Origin of the sequence: Variovorax sp. E3 (assembly GCF_016082275.1) — a bacterium.
Classification (GTDB): Bacteria; Pseudomonadota; Gammaproteobacteria; order Burkholderiales; family Burkholderiaceae_C; genus Variovorax.
Window position 1 is genome coordinate 22511 of sequence record NZ_MOWM01000031.1, and the last position, 21329, is coordinate 43839.

Below are 21329 nucleotides of genomic sequence, written 5' to 3' on the forward strand. Positions count from 1 at the left end.
CATTGGTTTTTCTCTGCGACTTTTTTTGCGCCGTCTTGCGCCGTTTCCCACCCCCTTCGTACCCTTCGGACCCCTTTCGCGTTCGACCGCCCGACCCCGATCCGTTCCCCTGGAGAAAGCCATGAGCCTGCGTTCCACCCTCGACTTCCTGCTCTACGACTGGCTCGACGCCGAGTCGCTCAACCAGCGCGAGCGCTTTGCCGACCATTCGCGCGAAACCTTCGACGCGGTGCTCGACACCTGCGAGCGCATCGCGCGCGAGAAGTACGCGCCGTTCAACCGCACGGTGACACGCAGGAGCCGCATTTCGACGGCGAGAAAGTCATCCTGCCGCAGGCCACGCACGATGCGCACAAGGCCTTTGTCGAATCGGGAATGATGAGCGCCGCGCAGGACTACGACGTCGGCGGCATGCAGTTGCCGTACACGCTGTCCGCCGCGGCCAACAGCTTCTTTGCGATGGCCTCGGTGAGCATCGGCTCGAACATGCTCACGAGCGGCAACGCCAACCTGCTGATGGTGCACGGCACCGACATGCAGAAAGAGGTGTTCGCCAAGAACGAATTTTCCGGCCGCTGGGCCGGCACCATGTGCCTGTCCGAGCCGCAGGCGGGCTCGTCGCTGAGCGACGTGGCCACGCGCGCCGTGCCGGACGGCGCGGACTTTCAGGATGACCCGCTGGGCCCGCGCTACCGCCTCACGGGCAACAAGATGTGGATCTCGTCGGGCGACCACGAGCTGACCGAGAACATCGTGCACATCGTGCTGGCCAAGATCCCCGACGAGAACGGCAAGCTGGTGCCGGGCACGCGCGGCATTTCGCTGTTCATCGTGCCCAAGCGCATGGTCGACACGCAGGGCCAGCTCACGGGCCAACGCAACGACGTGGCGCTCGCCGGCCTGAACCACAAGCTGGGCTGGCGCGGCACCACCAACACGCTGCTGAACTTCGGCGAGGGCAAGTACCCGGTCGACGGCAAGGCCGGCGCGGTGGGCTACCTGGTCGGCGCGCCCGGCAAGGGCCTGCACTGCATGTTCCACATGATGAACGAGGCGCGCATCGGCGTCGGCACGGCCGCCACCATGCTCGGCATGGCCGGCTACCACGCCTCGCTCGAATACGCCAAGAGCCGCCCGCAGGGCCGCCTGGTGAAGAAGCCTGAAGCCGCCGGTGCCGCGGTCGTGAAGGACTCGGCCGCGCCGCAGGTGCGCATCATCGAGCACGCCGACGTGCGCCGCATGCTGCTGGCGCAGAAGGCGTACTGCGAAGGCGCGCTGGCGCTGGAGCTGTACTGCGCCCGGCTGGTCGACGAACAGAAGACCGGCGACGCCCAGACCGCCGACGACGCGCGCCTGCTGCTGGAGGTGCTCACGCCCATCGCCAAGAGCTGGCCCAGCGAGTGGTGCCTGGAGGCCAATTCGCTGGCGATCCAGGTGCACGGCGGCTACGGCTACACGCGCGACTTCCCGGTGGAGCAGTACTGGCGCGACAACCGCCTGAACATGATCCACGAGGGCACGCACGGCATCCAGGCGGCCGACCTCTTGGGCCGCAAGGTGCTGATGGAAAAGGGCCGTGGCCTGCAGCTGCTGGCCGGCCGCATGACCGCCACCATCGGCCGCGCGGCCAAGGTGCCGGCGCTGGCGGCCCATGCCAAGGCGCTGGGCGCCGCGCTGCAGCGCATCGGCAGCGCCACCGAGGCCGCGTGGTCCACCGGCGACCCGGCGGACGCGCTGGCCAACGCCGTGCCTTACATGCAGGCCTTCGGCCACACGGTGCTGGCGTGGATCTGGCTCGACGTGGCCCAAAGGGCCCTGGAGACGGACGGTGAAAAGGCGAGGGCGGTAACAGCTGGCAAGATCGGCGCCACGGACTATTTCTTCCACTACGAGCTGCCGAAAATCGGTGCCTGGCTCCAGGTGGTCGAAACCCGCGACCCGACCTGTACCGCTTTGCCCGAGGACGCCTTCTGATGGCCACCAACAATCCGCCGAATTCCACCCCCAACACCCCAGCCAACACCCCGAAGCCGCCCAAGCCCCACGCGCGCCTGGAGAAGTGGATCTGGATCCTGATCTACGGCGGGCTGTTCCTCGTGATCCTGGGCATTTCCACCGGCCGCACCGAGCCCGCGCTGGGCTGGTCGATGGCCGTTCCCGGCGCCCTGGTCACGCTGGTGGGCTTCGTGCTCATCTACGTGCGCTCGCGGCTCAACGACAAGTAACGCAAGACAAGGACACCACCATGCTCAAGCACATCGTCATGTGGAAGTTCAAGGAGCACGCCGAGGGCGCCGACAAGGCAACCAACCTGCGCAAGGCGAAAGCGCTGCTCGACGCCTGCGCCAGGCTGTCGCCCGGCACGCACCGCTTCGAGGTGGCCATTGCCCAGCCCGGGCTGGAAGCCACCTACGACCTGATCCTGAACTCGGAATTCACCGACGCCGCCGCGCTCGCGGCCTATGCGGACCATCCGCAGCACGTGGCCCTGAAGCCCTTCATCGGCGCCGTGCGTGAAGCCCGCCAGTGCATGGACTACGAGATCTGACCCACCCGAACCCCGGAGACAACCCATGACCGCCCGCACTGTTCAAAAACTCTTCGACCTCACCGGCAAGACCGCCCTCATCACCGGCGGCTCGCGCGGCCTGGGCCTGCAGATGGCCCACGCGCTCGGCGAAGCGGCGCAAAGATCATGCTGAGCTCGCGCAAGGCCGAAGACCTGGAGCAGGCCGCCGCCGAGCTGCAGGCCGCCGGCATCGACGCCCGCTGGATCGCCGCCGACTGCTCGAAGGAAGAAGACACCCGCCGCCTGGCCGACGAGACGCTGCAGCGCATGGGCGGGGTCGACATCCTCATCAACAACGCCGGCGCGAGCTGGGGTTCGCCGGCCGAGAGCCACCCCGTCGAGGCGTGGGACAAGGTGATGAACCTCAACGTGCGCGGCTACTTCATCCTGTCGCAGCAGATCGCCAACGGCTACATGATCCCGAAGAAGACGGGGCGCATCATCAACATCGCGTCGATCGCCGGCCTGAACGGCAACCCGCCCGAGATGCAGACGCTGGCCTACAACACCTCGAAGACCGCGGTCATCGGCTTCACGCGCACGCTGGCCGCCGAATGGGGCAAGTACAACATCAACGTGAACGCGATCTGCCCCGGCTTCTTCATGACGAAGATGGCCGCCGGCCTGATCAAGTCGCTGGGCGAGGACAAGATGGCCGCGCACGCGCCGCTGGGCCGCCTGGGCGACGACGAAGACCTGAAGGGCCTGACGCTGCTGTACGCGAGCGACGCCGGCAAGCACATCACCGGCCAGTGGATGGCGGTGGACGGCGGCGTGAGCGTGGTGCTGGGTGCGGCCTGACATGTCTTCTTCGTCTTCCCCCGACACCAGCGACATCAACATCCGCTCCTACACGAGCCAGATTCCGTTCGCGCGCCACCTGGGCTTCGAACTGACGAAGTTCGAAGGCGGCGAGTCCGAAATCATCTACACCGCCAAGCCCGAGCACCTGAACACCTTCGACGTGACGCACGGCGGCGCCTGCATGACGCTGCTGGACATCACCATGGCGGCCGCCGCGCGCAGCGTGCGCCCGAGACCGGCGTGGTCACCATCGAGATGAAGACCAGCTTCATGCAGCCTTCGGTGGGCCCGCTGCACGCGCGCGGCACGCTCATTCACCGGACGGCGACGCTGGCTTTCACCGAGGCCAAAATCTATGACGAGCAGGAGCGCGTGTGCGCCCACGCCACGGGCACCTTCAAGTACGTGAAGCGCCGGCTGCCGACCGGCCCCGCGAGCGCCAACGCCATGCGCCCGCCGTCGACCGACTGATTCCCCTTTTCCCGGAGACAGACAATGCCCACCAACAAGCAGATCCACCTCGACAACCGCCCCGACGGCGAGGCCGTGGCGAGCAACTTCAAGCTCGTGACCGCCGAGACCCCGGCGCTCAAGGACAACCAGGTGCTGGTGCGCCACCACTACATGAGCCTGGACCCGTACATGCGCGGGCGCATGAACGATTCGAAGAGCTACGCGCAGCCGCAGCCGCTGGGCCAGACCATGCAGGGCGGCACGGTCGGCGAAGTGGTCGAGAGCAAGCACCCCAAGTACGCCGTGGGCGACAAGGTGGTCGGCTTCGGCGGCTGGCAGGAATACAGCGTGGTCGACGCCTCGCAACCCGGCGCGCTGAAGAAGGTCGACACCACGCACGTGCCGCTGTCGCACTACCTGGGCGCGGTCGGCATGCCGGGCGTCACGGCCTGGTACGGGCTGGTGAAGATCATCGCGCCCAAGGCCGGTGAAACCGTGGTCATCACGGCCGCCAGCGGCGCGGTCGGCAGCGCCTTCGGCGCGCTGGCCAAGGCGCGCGGCTGCCGCGTGGTCGGCATCGCCGGCGGCGCCGAGAAGTGCAAGTACGTGACCGACGAGCTGGGCTTCGACGCCTGCATCGACTACCGCCAGCACCCCGACGTCAAGACCATGAGCGCCGCGCTGAAGGAAGCCTGCCCGAAGGGCATCGACGGCTACTTCGAGAACGTCGGCGGCTACATCTTCGACGCCGTGCTGCTGCGCGCCAACGCCTTCGCCCGCGTGGCGCTGTGCGGAATGATCGCGGGCTACGACGGCCAGCCGCTGCCGCTCGCGAACCCGGCGCTGATCCTCATCAACCGCATGAAGATCGAAGGCTTCATCGTCAGCGAGCACATGGAAGTGTGGCCGGAGGCACTGACCGAGTTGGGCACGCTGGTGGGCACCGGCAAGCTCAAGCCGCGCGAGTCGGTTGCGCAAGGCATCGCGTCGGCGCCTGAGGCCTTCCTGGGCCTGCTCAAGGGCAAGAACTTCGGCAAGCAACTCGTCAAGCTGATCTGAATGAACTGAAAACGCACGGCAAAGGAGGCCGGTCATGGACACGACGCACGACGTCTTCAACCAGCCCACGCCGCTGGTGGACTACAACCTGTTCGACACCAACCGGCCCCTGCGCGATGCGTTGAAGTTCAACGCGCCCGCGTTGCAGACCACGCAACTGCAAGCTTTGGGCGCCACCCTCGGTTCGGCCGGCATGCAGGCGCATGCGCGGCTGGCCAACGTCCACACGCCCGAGTTGCACACGCACGACCGCTTCGGGCGGCGCATCGACGAGGTGGAGTTTCATCCGAGCTACCACGCGCTCATGACCGCCGCCGTGGGCGCCGGGCTGCACGGCACGCCGTGGACCGGCACGTCGGCCTCGCCGCATGTGCTGCGCGCGGCCGGCTTCATGCTCTTCACCGAGCTGGAGCCGTCGATTCTTTGCCCCGTCTCCATGACCTACGCGGCCACGCCCGCGCTGCGCGGCAATGCAGGCGTGTACGCCGACTGGGGCCCCAAGCTCGGCAGTCTCTGGTACGACCCGGCGCTGAAGCTGTTCAAGGACAAGCCCGGCGTGACCATGGGCATGGGCATGACCGAGAAGCAGGGCGGCTCCGACGTGCGGGCCAACACCACGCGCGCCGTGCGCGACGGCAGCGACGCCTGGGGCGAGCGCTACGCCATCACCGGCCACAAGTGGTTCTTCTCGGCACCGATGTGCGACGCCTTCCTGGTGCTGGCACAGGCGCCGGCCGGGCTCAGCTGCTTCTTCATGCCGCGCGTGCTGCCCGACGGCACGCGCAACGCCATCCAGATCCAGCGCCTGAAGGACAAGCTCGGCAACAAGGCCAACGCGAGCTCCGAGGTCGAGTTCCAGGGCGCGAGCGCGTGGCTCGTGGGCGAGGAGGGGCGCGGCATTCCGCAGATCCTCGAGATGGGCACGATGACGCGGCTGGACTGCGCGCTGGGCACCAGCGGGCTGATGCGCCAGGCGCTGGGCATTGCGCTCAACCACGCGAGCCAGCGCAACGCCTTCGGCAAGCCGCTGATCGAGCAGCCGCTGATGAAGAACGTGCTGGCCGACCTCGCGCTTGAAAGCGAAGCCGCGACGGCGCTGGCCATTCGGCTCGCCAAGGCCTTCGACCGCCAGGACGATGAACACGAACGCCTGATGGCGCGCCTGCTCACGCCCGTCGCCAAGTTCTGGATCTGCAAGCGCGGCAGCCACTTTGCGCAGGAGGCCATGGAGTGCCTCGGCGGCAACGGCTACGTGGAAGAGGGCGGCGAAGGCATCATGGCCCGCATCTACCGCGAGATGCCGCTCAACTCGATCTGGGAGGGCGCGGGCAACATCATGGCGCTCGACCTGCTGCGCGGCCTGCGCAAGGGCGACGCGGTGGCCGCGCTGACGAAAGAGCTGGCGCCGGCACGCGGCCAGCATGCCGCGCTCGACCGCCTTGCCGACGCATTGCCCGCGCGCATCGAGGCGATGGCCTCCGAGGTCGAGGCGCGCCGTCTGGCACAGGACGTGGCACTGGCCGTGCAAGCATCGCTGCTCGTGCAGGCCGCGCCGGCCGCGGTGGTCGATGCCTTCTGCGCGTCACGCCTGGGCGGCGACTGGGGCAATGCCTTCGGCACGCTGGGCGCGGGCACCGATTTCGATTCGATCCTCCAGCGCGCGCAGCCCCGTTGACCGCACGCTGAACGAACACACAACGACAACCCACAGGAAACAACCCATGGCCGACCTGATCCTTCATCACTACACCACCTCGCCGTTTTCGGAGAAGGTGCGGCTGATCCTCGGCGCGAAGAAGCTGCCGTGGAAGTCGGTGTTCATTCCGCCGATCATGCCCAAGCCCGACGTGGAAACGCTCACGGGCGGCTACCGCAAGACGCCGTTCCTGCAGATCGGCGCCGACATGTACTGCGACAGCGCGCTCATCGCCGACGTGCTCGAGCACCTGCAACCTGAACCCACGCTCTACCCCGAGCCCGAGAAGGGCTTGTCGCGCATCCTCGCGCAGTGGGCCGACACCACGCTGTTCTGGGCGTCGATGGCCTGGAACCTGCAGCCCAAGGGCGCGGCCGAGGTGTTCGCCAAGGCCCCGCCCGAAGCCGCGAAAGCCTTCGGCGAAGACCGCGGCAAGATGAGCGCGGGCAACATGACGCGCCTGCGCCCCGCCGATGCCACCAGCGCCTACAAGTCGTACCTGCGCCGCCTGTCGGACATGCTCGACGACAAGCCCTACCTGCTCGGCGAAGTGCCCAGCATCGCCGACTTCTCGGCCTATCACTCGCTCTGGTACACGCGCCGCATCGAGTCGGTGCGCACCATCCTCGACCTGACGCCCGCGGTGATCGACTGGATGGACCGCATGGCCGCCATCGGCCACGGCACGCCCGAGAAGTTCACCAGCGACGAGGCCATTGCCGTGGCCAAGGCCGCCACGCCGCACACGCTGCTGACCGACAGCACCTTCCAGGACGACCACGGCATTCCACTGGGCAGCGCCGTGACCATCCGCGCCGAGAGCTTCGGCCTGGAGGAAACGCCCGGCACGCTGGTCGCGGCCACGCGCACGCACTACACGCTGGAGCGCAACGGCGAGCGTACGGGCCGGGTGCATGTGCACTTTCCGCGCATCGGGTATGTGCTGAAGAAAGCAGAGGCTTGAGGCGTCAGCGCTTGAACCCGGGGATCGGAACCGGGTTGCAGTCGGGCAATTTCAGCGCCTCGAAGTCGGGGTGAAACTGCACCACGACAAAGTCGTTGCTTGCCGCCCTCGGCATCCTGTTGTCTTCATGGATGTCCGATGTGGTTTCCAGCTTGAGCTCGGCCGGCTGGAGCTGCTTGTACGCCCGGGCCATTCTCAGCGCGGCGTTTCGCCAACTGCCTGGCCTCGGCGGGTGTTCTGCCCGGAACCTTGACGCTGGCACCTGCATCGATCGAAACCTCAAGGTATTTGGGAAAGGTCGAGTTCGCCCGGCCGATGAATTCTGCGAGCTTCACTATCTGTGCAGGCTCAAGGTCAGCAGAGCCTTCGGCAAAAGTCAGCCTTGTGACGACGACAGGCTTGCAAGCCATGGCGCCACAGCCGATCAGTACCGCAGCGACGGCGAGCAAGGCTTTGATCGTGCACTTCATCTGGATGCTTTCGCAACAACGCCAAGAATGTAGGCAGCGATGCTGTCGGCGTTGACGCGGGACCTGGGGTCTTCTGCGTGGTCTCTCGCGTGCTTTGTTCCATACCAGGTATCGAATGAACCGAAGATGTCGTCGAAGTGCGTGACCTCGTGAATCAAGGTCAGGAGCTTCGAGTCCCCGTCGCGGATGACGTCGGTATCGTAGATGCGCATGTTCTCCGGAAGGTCGCAAAAACTCAGTCCGATGGCAATGGTGCGAGTCGCCGTGTCCGGCTTGCAAACCGCCGCGACCGTGACGACCGGGTCGCTCGAAAAAACGCAGCCCAGATTCCTTTTGTTTGCTTCCGAGTACCGGATGAAGTTCCCGCATTCCAGTTCTTCGAGCACTCGCCGGCACGCAACCAGCCCTTTCTGGAGATGCTCTCGCACCGAGGGGGCGGCTGTTCCGAACCACTCCTTTACTCTCGCCTGCGCGTCTTTGTCCCATCGCTCAAGCTCCGGGAGGCGTTTCTTCGCAATGAGCACTACGGCCTGGTCTCGCAGCCTGAGCATCATTGCGCAAAACTCCTTGTTGGTCATATTCGGGCAGATTCCCTCGACCATTTCGGCGCCTGGCGGGTGCGCGACATTCTTGTCCAACGTCTTCTTGAATGCTGCCAACTCGTCCCCGGTCGCGGCGGCTGACAGCATTGCCATTGCCGCCGGGCTCGATCCGTTTCCCTCGCTATGCCACGCCCCGTCATCGCATGTTGCCCATTGCTGCAGGGTAGAAAGTATGGGCTGTGGTGCCGGGCATTGGCAGACCACCATGTCTCCTTCCAGCGCTGCCTCCGATATGAATCGGGGGCGCCGGGGCCCTCCGGTTTTCGCGATGATGCCGACGCTGTTGCAGCCTTCGCAGTAAGCCCTGCCGCCGACCAATGCGACCCTGTGTCCGTACAAGTCGAGCAACGGGCCGTCGTAAGACAGCACCGCGCCGCCAGGCGCCGGCGGATCGCCAACGACAAGAATTTTTCGCTCCATTCCCTGGGCTCCCTATTGATAAAGGGGCGTTGTATGCGGTGACAGCAGGCAGCACTGTTGTCTATGGTCAACCGGCTGGCCTTTTGCCACGAACGAATGAGTTTTGCCCTGTCCAGATGCCGACTCGGTACCGTTCGGGCTGCCCCGACCGCAGATTCGCGTCACACGAAGGACAGCGAACTGCGGCGCGAAGCGTTCCAATAGGCAACGCAGAGTCAACTACAGGAAAGCATCCAATGATTCAGGACTTCAAGGGCAAGACGGCCGTACTCACCGGCGCGGGCTCGGGCTTCGGCCTCGAATGCGCGCGCATCGGTGCGGCGCGCGGCATGAACCTCGTGCTGGTCGACGTGCAGCAGGATGCGCTCGACAAGGCCCAGGCCGAGATGGAAGCCGCCGGCGTGCAGGTGTTGGCGCGCAAGGTCGACGTGTCCGACGCCAAGCAGATGGAAGCGCTGGCCGCCGCCGTGAAGGAGCGCTTCGGCGCGCCGCACTTCGTGTTCAACAACGCGGGCGTGGGCGCCGGCGGCCTGGTGTGGGAGAACACCGTGGCCGACTGGGAATGGGTGCTGGGCGTCGACCTGTGGGGCGTGATCCACGGCGTGCGCCTGTTCACGCCGATGATGCTCGAGGCCGCCGCGAAAGACCCGAGCTACCGCGGCCACATCACCAACACCGCCAGCATGGCCGGGCTGCTCACGCCGCCCAACATGGGCATCTACAACGCCGCCAAGGCCGCCGTCGTGAGCCTCACGGAAACGATGTACCAGGACCTGAACCTCGTCACCGACCAGATCGGCGCGAGCCTGCTGTGCCCGTACTTCGTGCCCACCGGCATCACCAGCAGCGAGCGCAACCGCCCCAACGCGCCGAAGGACAGCGAGCTCACCAAGAGCCAGCTCATCGGCCAGGCCATGAGCAACAAGGCCGTGAGCAGCGGCAAGATCACGGCCGCCGAAGTGGCGGCCAAGGTGTTCGAGGCCATCAGCGACAACCAGTTCTACGTGTTCAGCCACCCGAAGGCGCTGGGCAACGTGCGCAGCCGCATGGAGAACATCGTGTCGGGCACGAACCCCGCCGACCCGTTCCTGGAGCGGCCCGAGATCGGGCAGAAGCTGCGCGAGCAGCTGCGCGCGGCCTGAGTTTTCAGGCGGCCGCCTGCAGCTCGCCGACCAGCGCTTCGACGCGGGCGAGGGCGGCGGCAATCGATCGGTCGAGCAGGTCGCCGTGGTCTTCGGCATGCTCGATCGCCACGCTGTGCATTTCAGTGAGCCCCAGCAGCGCCAGCGGGGTGGCGACGCCGGGCGTCAGCAGGTCCATGCCGGCCTGGAAGCCGCCCGGCCCGTAGCCGCTGCTGCCGCACGAACTCAGCAGCACCGTGCGGCGATGGCGCTCGGCCAGCAGCGGCACATAGGGGTTCTCGCGGCTGCGGTCGAAGTCGAAGGTCGCGCCGATGCGCACGACGTTGTCGATCCATGACTTCAGCGGCGCCGGCATGCCGAAGTTGTACATCGGCACGCCGATCACCAGCACGTCGGCGCGGCGGATCTCGGCAATCAGCGTGTCGCTCTCGACGAGCACGGCATGCATCCACGGCTCGCGCTCGGCGGCCGGTGTGTAGCCCGAGGCGATCCATTCTCCGGTGACGTGGCTCGGCGGCGTGGCGCCGATGTCGCGGTAGATCACTTCGTCGTCAGGTCGCGCGGCGCGCCAGGTCGAGACGAAATGCTGGCTCAGCCGGCGCGAGTGCGAGCCGTGTGCGTGCGTGCCCGACAAGCCGGGGCGGGCGCTGGCGTCGATGTGGAGCAGGGTGGTCATGGGGCGGGTCCTCTGTGCTGTGAAGTGGAATGAAGGAAATTCAGCTGTCTGCTTGACACGGTTCCCAATTTACCCAAGCATCCAAAGCGCGACAAACGACGATTTCTTTGCGCTGCTGAAAAAATAATTCATCCATGACCAACCTGCGCCAACTCCCGCCGCTGGCGGCGCTGCGTGCCTTCGAGGCGGCGGCGAGGCACTGCAGCGCCAAGCTCGCGGCGAACGAGCTGTCGGTCACGCCCACCGCCATCAGCCACCAGGTGCGGCAGCTGGAAGACGCGCTGGGTGTCGCGCTTTTCATTCGCCAGCCGAGGCAACTGGTGCTCACACCGCAGGGGCGGGAGCTGCAGGCGGTGCTGAGCGAATCATTCAATGCCATGGCGAATGCGGTGGCGCGGCTGCGCGCGCCGCCGCAGCGGCAGGCCATCACGCTGTCGGCCACGCCGGCCGTTGCCGCGCGCTGGCTGCTGCCGCGCGTCAGCAGCTTGCGGGCGCTGCACCCGAGGCTGGACCTGCGCATCCATGCATCGCACGAGGCCGTCGCGCTCGACGGCGTGACGGCCGACATCGCCATCCGCTACGGTCGCGGACAGTGGCCCGGCATGGTGGCCGAGAAGCTGTTCGACAACGTCTTCGCGCCGGCGTGCAGCCCCGCGCTCAAGCTGAAGCGGCGCGGCGACCTCAAGCGGCACACGCTGCTGCACTTCGCGCTGCCCGGCAGCAAGAGCCAGCCGGGCACATGGGCCGAATGGCAGCAGCAGGCGCAGGTACCGGGCCTGGACGTGTCGGCGGGGCCGGTGTTCTCGGACGAGACGCACACCGTGTCGGCCGCGCTGCAGGGGCAGGGCGTGGCGCTGATGAGCCTGGCGCTGATCGCCGACGAACTGCGCGCGGGCAACCTAGTGAAGCCCTTCGGGCCCGAACTGCCGGGGTTGCCGTTCTACCTGGTGTGCCCCCAGACGCGACGCGACGAGCCGGCCGTGGCGGCGGTGTTCGAATGGGTCAGGGGGCTGCAGCTGCCGGGCGCGAGCGCTTGAGGGCGATGCGCAAAAGGCGACGGCCGGGATGCGCTGGCACCTCGACCGTCTGACCATGTGAAGTGAACACCTTGGAAGAGAACACCCGGCATGGCTGAGCCAATTATGGCGCTGGCGCGCGCAAAGAAAAACCCGCCGAGGCGGGTCAAGAGTAGCCCTGGAGGAGGGAGGAAAAGAGTGGGCTACTGCGGATGATTGTGTCGAGCGAAACTTATGTGGCGCTTAAGGGCGGCGAGTTTCGGGACTCGCAAAAAAGAGATGCCAGGAAGGCACTCGCAGGCTTGGCTCGCGTGGTCGGACGCGGCCTGATCCCCGGCGCTACCGCTGCGCCAGCCGATCAAGCGCCTTGACCAGCGTCGTCGCGGGCGCCACAACCAGCACATAAGCAGCGCTTCGACGCGCCTTCGATCGCGCGACAAGCCGCGCCAACGCCGGGCCGTGCGCGTAGTACCAGGCGATGAAGGCGCGTCCCGCGGCCGTGCGCGCCAGGCGCTGGTCCCTGAAGTCGCGCAGCAACTTCACCGACGGATGCGCCGCATCGCCCATCGTCGCGGTCACGACGAAGCAGTCGCCTTTTTGTGCGCGGTACACGGTGGGGAATTCGTAGCCCGGCTTGAAGACGGCCAGCTTCTCGCTGTACGCCTCCATGGCCGCGCGCAGCTTCTGCTCCTGCTTGTCGTCGACCACGAAGTCCGATTCCTGCGCAGGCCCGATGGCGCCCTCGATCGCTGCCCGATGCGCCTCGATCAGGAATTCGATGATCTGCATGTCGTCGGGAACGCGCCGGTGCAGGAACTCGGCGGTCTCGACGAATACCTCGAATTGACGGAGGTAGCTGTACCAAAGGTCGGGGGAGGGATCCGCCACAAGCTGATCGCGTGCGGCCGCATGGAGCGGGAACAGCACCGCCTTGACTTTCTCCACGTGCGCCTTCAGCAACGCAGCCTGCTGCTCGGGTGCAGAGGTTTCGCGCGCGTTGTCCAGCGCGGCGATCATGTCCTTGAAGCGCAGGTTGTACGCATCCGACGCCATGCCGAGGGCATCGGCCCTGCCGGTCCAGGCTTGCGCGTCCTTGGGGTCGAGTTCGAGGGTGCGGCTGAAGTAGCTGTAGGCCTCTTCCGCGTTGCCCGCTTCGAGTGCTTCCCGCCCCAGTTCCTTGAGGTGCGCGGGGTTCGCCGGAGGCTGCGCGGCGGATGCGGCCGCCTGTACCAGGCGCACGTACTGCGCGGGCCGCACCGGCTCGCGAACCATGATGTCGGTTCCGCAGTATTGGCATTTCACGAAGTCCCGCTCTTCGGGAATCTGGAGCGCCCCGGAACATTGAGGGCACACGGCGGCAACGAGAACCATGGGGATTTCAGCGGGTCGACAGAAAGAAGGCCGGGGGCGGCGACCCCGAGGGCGCGGTCGAATGTAGCAAAGCCCTACAAACAAAACAGTCGCTGTCACAGGCCTTTTGCAAACCCGCATCTAGAATCGCGGCTCCCTTGGGGAGTAGCCTGCTTCCGGACTTCGGAAGCGCGCACGTCAACATACTCGGTTCGCACCTTGCGACCGTGGCGTGCGCAGCCGAAAGGTTGGCGAGACCAGCGGTGTACGGACGCGGCTTTGGCCGGCGGGTTCGTGCGCCGCGGCGTCTTGAACCGGCCTTGCCTGCTACTTCCAAAATGAACATTGCTTCCACGATCCTTCTTGCATTCGCCATGTCGACGGATGCTTTCGCCGCTGCTGTCGGCAAAGGCGCGGCCCTGCGCAAACCCTCCTGGCGCGAAGCCCTGCGCACGGGCGTCATCTTCGGCGTCATCGAAGCCATCACGCCCGTTATTGGCTGGGCCGCCGGCCTGGCGGCCGCGAGCTACGTGGCCCAGTGGGACCACTGGATCGCGGTCACGCTGCTCAGCGTGTTGGGCCTGCGCATGATCTGGGCGGGCTTCGGCGCGCCCGACGCAGTCGAAGACAAGCCCAGCCGCAATTCCTTCTGGGCCCTGGCCATCACCGGCTTCGCGACGAGCATCGACGCAATGGCGGTGGGCGTGGGGCTGGCCTTCATCAACGTCAACATCGCGTGGACCGCGCTGGCCATCGGCCTGGCCACGCTGACGATGGTGACGCTGGGCGTGATGGTCGGGCGCGTGCTGGGCGCGGTGGTCGCAAGCGCGCGGAAATCGTCGGCGGGGTGCTGCTGATCGGGATCGGCTTCTTCATCCTCTACGAGCACCTGAACGGGCTGGCCTGAGACCGGGCCATGCCGTCGCGGAGCTTTTCCCGACGATCCACGCGGCCTGCCATTCGCGCAAGAAACACACCGAGGTGGACTCGGGCACGCGACCGTTGCAACTAAATCACGGATTCCCAAGAATTCGAAAAGAAGACGTTGGTACTCAGAAGATACCCAGGTCCGCTCTGAATACCTAAAGACTACTATCCACGGGATAAGACAAACAAGGATCTCCATGGAGACGTATCCGACTCTTCGCCAGGCCACAGGCGTCGCCCGCATCCTCAGCAAGCGCTCGTCCTGCACCATCGTCGTCTACCGCCAGGGGGACGAGAAGTTCGTGGCGGCGCATTCCGCCGACCGCGTGGACGGCACCATCGAAGGCGTCTACCGCGACGGCTACATCGTGCCGACGCTCCTGAGCAAGACAACGCGCTGACGCGCCACCGCGCCGCCGGCGAACGAAAGCCTCCCTTCGGGAGGCTTTTTCACATGGGCCCGCCTTGCGATGCGATCCACGCCCACACCGCGCGAATCGCCGGTTCGTTCTCCCGCCCGCTGGCGGTTGCCAGAAAGTAGCTGCCCGTATCGAGCACGGGCCCGAAGGGCTGCACCAGCGCGCCGCTGCGCAGTTCTTCCGCGGACAGGGTCAGGCTCAGCAGCGCGACCCCATGCCCGCCGAGCGCCGCGAGCATGGCGTGCGTCTCGTCCGAAAACGACAGACCCGAGGCTTTCATCGCGCGGCCCCGTGGCGGCGCGATGTCGGCCTCGCGAAACCAGCGCGGCCACACGGCCGGCGCCAGCGCCTGCGGTTGCCAGTCGCAATGAATCAGCTGGTGCTTCGGCAGATCGGCCACGCGCTTCAGCCCGAGCATCGGGCTGCACAGCGGCGCATAGCGCTCCGGCATGAGCTCTTGCGCCACAAGGCCCGGCCAGTTGCCGCTGCCCGAGCGCACGGCAATGTCAGCGTCGCCCCGCGCCAGGTCGGTCAGCGTGTCGCTCGCGTGCAGCCGCAGCTCGATGCCAGGGCAGGCCTTGCGGAACGCGACCATGCGCGGCAACACCCAGCGCGCGGCAAAGGCCGTGTTGGTGGTCAGCGTGACCGACTGCGAGGCGGCCGGCTGGCGCAGCCTGTCGACGCCGGCCTCGAGCGCGTCGAAACCCAGGCGCAGGTCGTCGAACAGCCGCTGGCCGGCGGGCGTCAACGCCAGCTGCCGCGTGAGCCGGCGAAACAGCGCCTGCCCCAGCGTGTCTTCCAGCGCGCGCACCTGGTGGCTGATGGCCGACGGCGTGACCGAGAGTTCCAGCGCCGCGCGCTGAAAGCTCAGGTGCGCGGCGGCCGCCTCGAACGCGCGCAGCGACAGCAGCGCAGGCAGCTTGCGGGCAGGGCGGATGGATGAGCCAATCTCTTGCATGCGAGGAGAAATGATCGTTTGTGAGTCAAGGCCCGTGTCCATAGATTCAAGGCCTGCGCGGTCATTCTGACAGCGCTTCACGAAACAGACCTGCTCATCCATCATGACCCAAGCATTGAACCTCCTGCACATCGACGCCAGCGCCCGCCCGGGCCGTTCCGACACCGACCCGCACGGCTCGCACACGCGGCGCCTTTCCGCGCGCTTCGTCCAGCGCTGGCACGGCGCGCGGCCCGGTGATCGCATCGACTACCTCGACGTGGGCCAGCAGCCGCCCGCGCACGTCAACGGCCGCTGGATCCACGCGGCCTTCACGCCGCCGGCTGCGCGCGAGCCGTGGATGGCCGAGGCGCTTGCCGAAAGCGACCGACTGGTCGACCAGCTCGTGGCCGCCGACGTCATCGTGGTCGGCTTGCCCATGTACAACTTCAGCGTGCCCGCGCAGTTCAAGGCGTGGATCGACAACATCGTGCGCGTGGGCCGCACCTTCGGCTTCGACCGTTCGCGCGGCGCCGTGCCGTACTGGCCGTTGCTGGCGGACGCGGGCAAGCGCGTGGTGCTGCTCGGCGCGCGCGGCGATCACGGCTACGACGCCGGCGGGCGCGTCGCGCACCTCAACCACACGGAGAACAGCGTGCGCTCGGCCCTCGGCTACATTGGCATCACCGAGGTGTTCGAAGCGGCGGTGGAGTCCGACGAATTCGGCGGCGAACAGCTCGCGCAGTCGATGCGGCGCGCGGAGCAGCGCGTGGACGGGCTGGTCGATCGCCTGTTGCGCTCGCACGCTGCTGCCTGACGCGAACCTGCGGCTGTCGTCGCGCCTCAGGCCGGCTTGCGCATCGCGAGCAGGTAGCCCACGCGCAGCGAGCCGTGGAGCCGGAAGTTGCGCGTGAGCGGGTTGTAGCCCAGGCCGCGCTGGTCGTGCAGCACGAGGCCGGCCTTGGCGGCGGCCGCCTTGAGCTCGTTCGGGCGGATCAGCTTGGCGTAGTCGTGCGTGCCGCGCGGCAGGATGCGCAGCACCCGCTCCGCGCCGAAGATGGCGATGAGCCAGGCCCACGGCGTGCGGTTGATGGTCGAGAAGAACACCCAGCCGCCCGGCCTGGCCATGCGCGCGCAGGCCTGGATGACGGCGTCCGGCGACGGCACGTGCTCGAGCATTTCCATGCAGGTCACCACGTCGAACGCGGCCTCGCATTCGTCGGCCAGGTCTTCGGCGGAAACGGCGCGGTAGGCCACCGTGGCGGCGCTCTTGCCGGCATGGATCGCCGCCACCTTGAGCGGCTTGTGCGCCAGGTCGATGCCCAGCACCTCGGCCCCGCGTCCGGCCATCGCCTCGGCAAGAATGCCGCCGCCGCAGCCGACATCCAGCGCCTTGCGGCCCCGCAGGCCGGCGAGCCCGTCGATCCATTCGAGGCGCAGCGGGTTGATCTCGTGCAGCGGGCGGAATTCGGAGAGCGGGTCCCACCAGCGCTCGGCCAGCGCCTGGAATTTGGCCAGTTCGGCGGGATCGAAATTTGCGGTGCGCATGTGTTTCTCCTTGGATTACCAGTGGCCCCGCGCGCGGTTCCAGCGGTAGAGCAGGCGCGCGAAGCGGTTGTAGGACCAGGCGGCGAGCGTTCGCAGCCCGGGCCATTGCAGGGGGCGGGCGAGCCAGCGCCATGCCGGCGACAGCGACAACACGCCGGCGAGCGCATCGGCGCCGATGCGCGTGGCGCCCGAGGGGTCGACCAGGTGCAGGCGCTCCCGCACGTCTTCCAGCCGCAGGCCGAGCGGCTCGAGCACTTCCGGGCGGGCGTGCACGTCGATCCATTCGACGTTCGCGGCGGGCAGGCTGTCGCGCATGGCACAGACGCCGGCGTCGCAGACCGGGCAGGCGCTGTTGTAGTAGACGGTCGTGGGGGCGGCGGCTTCGATGGCTTCGGCGGGTTCTGGCATGTCGGCTCCTGTGCGGCCGATTGTGCCATTCATTTAGCTAAATGCCTAAATAACTAATTAGAGAATTGACTACCCCCGGCGTAAAATCGGTCGATGGAAAAAGTATTCGAAGCGCTGGCATCCACGCCCCGGCGCAAGATCCTGGCGTACCTGTCGGAAGCCGAGCTTTCGGCGGGCGACATCGCCACGCGCTTCGAGATGTCGAAGCCTTCGCTGTCCAAGCACCTGAAAATTCTCGAGGGAGCCGGGCTGGTCAAGGCCGAGAAGCGGGGCCAGTTCGTCTTCTACAGCCTGCAGCGCGAGAGCCTGGCCAACACGCTGACCGGCTTCGTGCAGGCGGTGTGCCCGGTGTCCAAGGCGCTGAAGAAGGAAAGCCGCGCGCTGGCCGAGCGCCGCCCCCCCGCGCCGAAGGCCTGAGGCATGCAAGATGTGGTGCGCTCGCCATATCGCGGCATGCCGATCGCCACGATACTGTCCATGGAGACTCCCGCCGGCGATGCCCCGGCTGCTTGAACAAGACCAATGAATTCCTCGGGCCCTTCGAAACTGCGCTTCGGTCTGCACACGCGCCTCAGCCTCGGTGTCGCGGCTGTCGTCCTCACCGCCACCTTCGCGATCGCGACCTACGCACTGCACCTCGTCAAGGGCAACATGCGCGCCTCGATCGCCAGCGAGCAGCTGGCACGGGGTGTCCGCCATCGCGGACGCCATCGACCAGAAACTGGGCAGCCGCCGCATCCTGCTGCAGACCTTCGGCGACAGCGTGGAAGCGCAAGACTTCGCGGACGCGGCGCCGCTGCAGGCCTTTCTGGAAAAACACGCGGCGCTGAAGCTGGCCTTCGACAACGTCGCGCTCATCGACATGACCGGCGACCTGGTGGCCAACCAGAACGGCCGGGCCGCCATCGGCACGGTGAACCTCAAGGACCGCGCCTACTTCCAGCAGACGGTGGCGTCCAAGGCCGGCATCATCTCGCAGCCCTACCGCAACCGCCTGAACGGGCTCGCGCAGGTGGCCATCACCGAGCCCGTGCTGGACAACGCGGGGCAGGTGCGCTTCGTCATTTCGGGCGCGATCAACCTCAAGGACCGCAACATCCTGGGCACGCTCGCCGAGGTCAAGATCGGCAAGACCGGCTACCTGTTCATCACGACCACCGACGGCGTCGTGATCGACCATCCGCGCACCTCGCGCATCCTGAACCGGGTGCCGTCCGAGGGCGCGGCCAGCCCGCAGCTGCTGCGCGCCATGGCCGGCTTCGAGGGCACCAGCGAAGGCGTCGACGAGAGCGGCGTGCCCGGCCTCTACGCCTTCGACCGCACCGAGCAGACCAACTGGATCGTCGGGTCGATGTACCCGAGCGCCGAGGCCTTTGCCGGCATCGACGCCATCGAGCGCGGCGCCTGGGTCGGCGCTTTGCTGCTCGCGCTGACGGCCGGCGCACTGGCCCTGGGCGTGGCGCGGCGGCAGCTGCGGCCACTGGCCGACCTGCACCGGCACATGCAGGTGGCGCAGCAGTCGCCCGCCGAAGCCACGGCGCCCCTGCGCTACGCGCCCGACGAAATCGGCGACCTGGCCCGCACCTTCGACGAGCTGATGAAGCAGCGCCGCGCCAGCGAACTCAGCCTGGCGCACAGCGAGGCGCAGATACGCACCATCGCGGACAGCATCCCGGCGATGGTTTCGCACGTGGACGCGTCGCTGCGCTACACCTTCGTCAACGCGCACATCCGGACGCTGCACAACCACGCGCCGCTGGTCGGCCGCTTGATGCCCGAGGTGCGCGGCACAAGAGACTTCTCCATCGTCGAGCCGTACTTCATGCGCGCGCTGGCCGGCGAAACCGTGATCCTCGAGAAACCGGGCGACGCCGGGCTGGGCATCGGCAACCGCACTTTCAAGGCGCACTACATTCCCGACGTCGATGCCGACGGCGTGGTGCGCGGCGTGTTCTCCATGACCTTCGACATCACGGAGGAAGTGACCATCCGCAAGGCCCTGACCGAGCAGGAGAAGCGGCTGCGCGACGTGACCGACAGCATTCCGGCGCTGGTCGGGTATTTCGACCGCAACCAGAACTGCCTGTTCGGCAACATCCGGGCGCGGCAGAGGGCGGGCGTGAACGACGGCTCGCTGGTGGGCGCCACCTTGCGCTCGGCCATCGGCGAGGCCATGTACGCGCAGCACAAGCCTTACCTGCCGGTGATGTTCTCGGGCAAGAAGGTGCGCTTCTCGGTGCGCGCGCCCATGCGCGGCAAGGAAGGCTTCTTTCAGGTCAACCTGATTCCCGACAAGAACCAGCGCGGCGAGGTGGTGGGCTTCTACCTCATGACCTTCAACATCACGGCGCTGAAGGAAGCCGAGCTGCGCCAGGCCGAGAGCGAACTGCGCCTGCGCGCCATCACCGACAGCATGCCGGCGCTGATCACCTACATCGACCGCGATGAAAAGATCACCTTCGCCAACGCCACGAGCCGCGAGTGGCTGGGCCTGGACCCGACGCAGGTGCTGGGGCGCCATGTGCAGGAGGTGGCGGGCCGCGAGGTCTACCTGTCGCGCCAGCCCATGATCGCGCGCGCGCTGGCGGGCGAGAAGGTCGAGTTCGAGGCGCGTACCCAGCGCAAGGGCTACGACCGCATCACCCAGGTGATCTACGTGCCCGACGTGCGCGCCGACGGCCTGACGCACGGCATCTTCTCGCTGGCGCTGGACATCACCGCGCTGAAGGTGGTGGAGCACAAGCTCATCGAGCTGGCGCGGCTGGACACGCTCACCAACCTGCCGAACCGGCTGGCCTTCAACGAGTACCTGCCCGACGCCGTGCTGCGCGGGCGCTTCACCGGCAATTCGCTGGCGCTGATGTTCCTGGACATCGACCATTTCAAGGGCATCAACGACACGCTCGGCCACGCCGTGGGCGACGCGGTGCTGGTCGAGTACGCGCGGCGGCTGCTGGGCAGCGTGCGCGGCACCGACATGGTCGCGCGGCTCGCGGGCGACGAGTTCGTGCTGGTGCTCGAGAACCTGGGCAACCAGGACGCGGTGGCCACCGTCGCGAGCAAGATCCTGGAGCGCATCAACAACCCGCCTTTCGAGATCGAGGGGCGGCAGATCGACGTCACGACCAGCATCGGCATCGCGTTCCACCGGGCCACCGATCCGCAGGTGACGGCGGCCGAGCTGCTGGCGCGGGCCGATGCCGCGCTCTACAACTCGAAGGCGGCGGGACGCAACCGCTTCGAGTTCTTCGTGGCCGCCAGCATGGCGCTGGACACGCCGGCCAAGGCGCACTGAGGGCGCCCGCCGCCGGCGGCGGGGCGCATCAATCAATCAGCTCAGGGCAGGGCGAGCACGTGGTTCTCGTGGCGCGCTTCGCCCAGCGTGAACCAGGTCTGGCCCATGCGCGCGAAGCCGTGCTTTTCATAGAAGCCGCAGGCGCGCCGGTTCCGCGTGTTGACCGACAGCCACAGCGCATCGCCGCCCGTGCGCTCCCTGACCGCGGCACGGGCCCGCGCGAGCAGCGCCGTGCCGACACCGGCGCGCGTGAACGGCGCCTGCACATAGAGCGTGCGCAGCTCCACATCGGAGGCCGGGGCCAGCACCTGCGGCGCATCGAAGCGCACGAGCGCGTAGCCGGCCAGGTGCGCATCGCTCTCGGCCACCAGCAGCGCCGCACGCTCGTCCTGTGCCAATGCGGCAAAGCCCGACGGCGTGAACGCGTCGAGCACATACCGGCCCAGCAGGTCGTTCACGCCGGCGGTGGCGTAGGTGTCGAGCCAGACCTGAATGGCCAGCGCGGCCAGCGCATGGGAGTCGGCCGCGAGGGCGGGGCGAACCTGAAAAGGGAAAGGCATGGCGAATTCTGCCT

Annotated in this window: 19 protein-coding genes, 4 pseudogenes and 1 riboswitch; of the genes and pseudogenes, 15 read left to right on the plus strand and 8 right to left on the minus strand. The window is 67.1% G+C overall.

The features are described 5' to 3' along the window. Nucleotides 1–121 precede the first annotated feature (121 nt). The 8 genes and pseudogenes from BMG07_RS13775 (at nt 122) to BMG07_RS13810 (ending at nt 7545) form a co-directional block, all read left to right on the plus strand. Nucleotides 122–1974 (plus strand): annotated as a pseudogene (locus BMG07_RS13775) (acyl-CoA dehydrogenase). Further along, the gene (locus tag BMG07_RS13780; protein ID WP_198085049.1) at nt 1974–2225 is read left to right on the plus strand and encodes a hypothetical protein; all 252 of its coding nucleotides are present in this window, start codon (nt 1974–1976) and stop codon (nt 2223–2225) included. Before BMG07_RS13775 ends, BMG07_RS13780 begins: the two are co-directional and overlap by 1 nt. A 20-nt stretch (nt 2226–2245) precedes the next feature. Beyond that, entirely contained in the window at nt 2246–2548 is a 303-nt protein-coding gene (locus BMG07_RS13785; protein ID WP_081269453.1) for a Dabb family protein, read from the plus strand. A gap of 25 nt (nt 2549–2573) precedes the next feature. Then, nucleotides 2574–3370 (plus strand): annotated as a pseudogene (locus BMG07_RS13790) (SDR family oxidoreductase). Between the two features lies 1 nt (nt 3371). After that, nucleotides 3372–3844: pseudogene (locus BMG07_RS13795) on the plus strand (PaaI family thioesterase). Nucleotides 3845–3868: 24 nt separating this feature from the next. Further along, entirely contained in the window at nt 3869–4885 is a 1017-nt protein-coding gene (locus BMG07_RS13800; protein ID WP_198085050.1) for an NADP-dependent oxidoreductase, read from the plus strand. Nucleotides 4886–4919: 34 nt separating this feature from the next. Further along, on the plus strand, nt 4920–6560 hold the full coding sequence (locus tag BMG07_RS13805; RefSeq protein WP_198085051.1) for an isovaleryl-CoA dehydrogenase: 1641 nt from the start codon (nt 4920–4922) through the stop codon (nt 6558–6560). A 46-nt stretch (nt 6561–6606) separates the two neighbouring features. After that, nucleotides 6607–7545 (plus strand): glutathione S-transferase family protein, encoded by a 939-nt coding sequence (locus BMG07_RS13810; protein WP_198085052.1) that lies wholly within the window; start codon nt 6607–6609, stop codon nt 7543–7545. Between the two features lie 125 nt (nt 7546–7670). Here BMG07_RS13810 and BMG07_RS13815 read toward each other — a convergent pair whose 3' ends face one another. Both BMG07_RS13815 and BMG07_RS13820 read right to left on the minus strand, forming a co-directional pair. Continuing rightward, nucleotides 7671–8015, minus strand: a complete 345-nt coding sequence (locus BMG07_RS13815; RefSeq protein ID WP_198085053.1) for a hypothetical protein — start codon at nt 8013–8015, stop codon at nt 7671–7673. Continuing rightward, nucleotides 8012–9037 carry a M35 family metallo-endopeptidase gene (locus BMG07_RS13820; RefSeq protein WP_198085054.1) on the minus strand — a complete coding sequence of 342 codons (1026 nt, stop codon included), beginning with the start codon at nt 9035–9037 and terminating at the stop codon, nt 8012–8014. The genes BMG07_RS13815 and BMG07_RS13820 overlap by 4 nt, the downstream gene beginning before the upstream one ends. Nucleotides 9038–9273: 236 nt before the next feature. Between BMG07_RS13820 and BMG07_RS13825 the strand changes: the two genes are divergently transcribed. Next, complete coding sequence (locus tag BMG07_RS13825) at nt 9274–10179, plus strand: SDR family oxidoreductase (protein WP_198085055.1); 906 nt, start codon at nt 9274–9276, stop codon at nt 10177–10179. A gap of 4 nt (nt 10180–10183) precedes the next feature. On the opposite strand, the gene BMG07_RS13830 is transcribed toward BMG07_RS13825, so the two are convergent. Next, on the minus strand, nt 10184–10855 hold the full coding sequence (locus BMG07_RS13830; RefSeq protein WP_198085056.1) for an FMN-dependent NADH-azoreductase: 672 nt from the start codon (nt 10853–10855) through the stop codon (nt 10184–10186). Between the two features lie 134 nt (nt 10856–10989). On the opposite strand from BMG07_RS13830, the gene gcvA reads away from it, so the two are divergent. Beyond that, on the plus strand, nt 10990–11892 hold the full coding sequence (gene gcvA, locus BMG07_RS13835) for a transcriptional regulator GcvA (protein WP_198085057.1): 903 nt from the start codon (nt 10990–10992) through the stop codon (nt 11890–11892). Nucleotides 11893–12210: 318 nt separating this feature from the next. Here gcvA and BMG07_RS13840 read toward each other — a convergent pair whose 3' ends face one another. Beyond that, nucleotides 12211–13128: a CFI-box-CTERM domain-containing protein gene (locus BMG07_RS13840; protein ID WP_198085058.1), complete on the minus strand. Its 918-nt coding sequence runs from the start codon at nt 13126–13128 to the stop codon at nt 12211–12213. A 251-nt stretch (nt 13129–13379) separates the two neighbouring features. Then, nucleotides 13380–13554, plus strand: a riboswitch (yybP-ykoY riboswitch). A 5-nt stretch (nt 13555–13559) separates the two neighbouring features. On the opposite strand from BMG07_RS13840, the pseudogene mntP reads away from it, so the two are divergent. Continuing rightward, nucleotides 13560–14128, plus strand: a pseudogene (mntP, locus tag BMG07_RS13845) (manganese efflux pump MntP). A gap of 217 nt (nt 14129–14345) precedes the next feature. Continuing rightward, nucleotides 14346–14549, plus strand: coding sequence for a hypothetical protein (locus BMG07_RS13850; protein ID WP_198085059.1), 204 nt, complete (start codon nt 14346–14348; stop codon nt 14547–14549). A 49-nt stretch (nt 14550–14598) separates the two neighbouring features. On the opposite strand, the gene BMG07_RS13855 is transcribed toward BMG07_RS13850, so the two are convergent. Further along, on the minus strand, nt 14599–15525 hold the full coding sequence (locus BMG07_RS13855) for a LysR substrate-binding domain-containing protein (RefSeq protein ID WP_198085060.1): 927 nt from the start codon (nt 15523–15525) through the stop codon (nt 14599–14601). 103 nt (nt 15526–15628) lie between these two features. On the opposite strand from BMG07_RS13855, the gene BMG07_RS13860 reads away from it, so the two are divergent. Then, nucleotides 15629–16321, plus strand: a complete 693-nt coding sequence (locus BMG07_RS13860; protein ID WP_198085061.1) for an FMN-dependent NADH-azoreductase — start codon at nt 15629–15631, stop codon at nt 16319–16321. A gap of 26 nt (nt 16322–16347) precedes the next feature. On the opposite strand, the gene ubiG is transcribed toward BMG07_RS13860, so the two are convergent. Continuing rightward, a complete protein-coding gene (gene ubiG, locus BMG07_RS13865) occupies nt 16348–17052 on the minus strand; it encodes a bifunctional 2-polyprenyl-6-hydroxyphenol methylase/3-demethylubiquinol 3-O-methyltransferase UbiG (RefSeq protein WP_198085062.1) in 705 nt (234 codons plus the stop codon). A gap of 15 nt (nt 17053–17067) precedes the next feature. Continuing rightward, complete coding sequence (locus BMG07_RS13870) at nt 17068–17460, minus strand: thiol-disulfide oxidoreductase DCC family protein (RefSeq protein WP_198085063.1); 393 nt, start codon at nt 17458–17460, stop codon at nt 17068–17070. A 93-nt stretch (nt 17461–17553) separates the two neighbouring features. On the opposite strand from BMG07_RS13870, the gene BMG07_RS13875 reads away from it, so the two are divergent. Then, complete coding sequence (locus BMG07_RS13875; protein WP_198085064.1) at nt 17554–17877, plus strand: metalloregulator ArsR/SmtB family transcription factor; 324 nt, start codon at nt 17554–17556, stop codon at nt 17875–17877. A gap of 271 nt (nt 17878–18148) precedes the next feature. Beyond that, entirely contained in the window at nt 18149–20755 is a 2607-nt protein-coding gene (locus BMG07_RS13880) for a diguanylate cyclase domain-containing protein (RefSeq protein WP_307866950.1), read from the plus strand. Nucleotides 20756–20796: 41 nt separating this feature from the next. Here BMG07_RS13880 and BMG07_RS13885 read toward each other — a convergent pair whose 3' ends face one another. Further along, complete coding sequence (locus tag BMG07_RS13885; RefSeq protein WP_269758937.1) at nt 20797–21315, minus strand: GNAT family N-acetyltransferase; 519 nt, start codon at nt 21313–21315, stop codon at nt 20797–20799. Nucleotides 21316–21329: the final 14 nt, after the last annotated feature.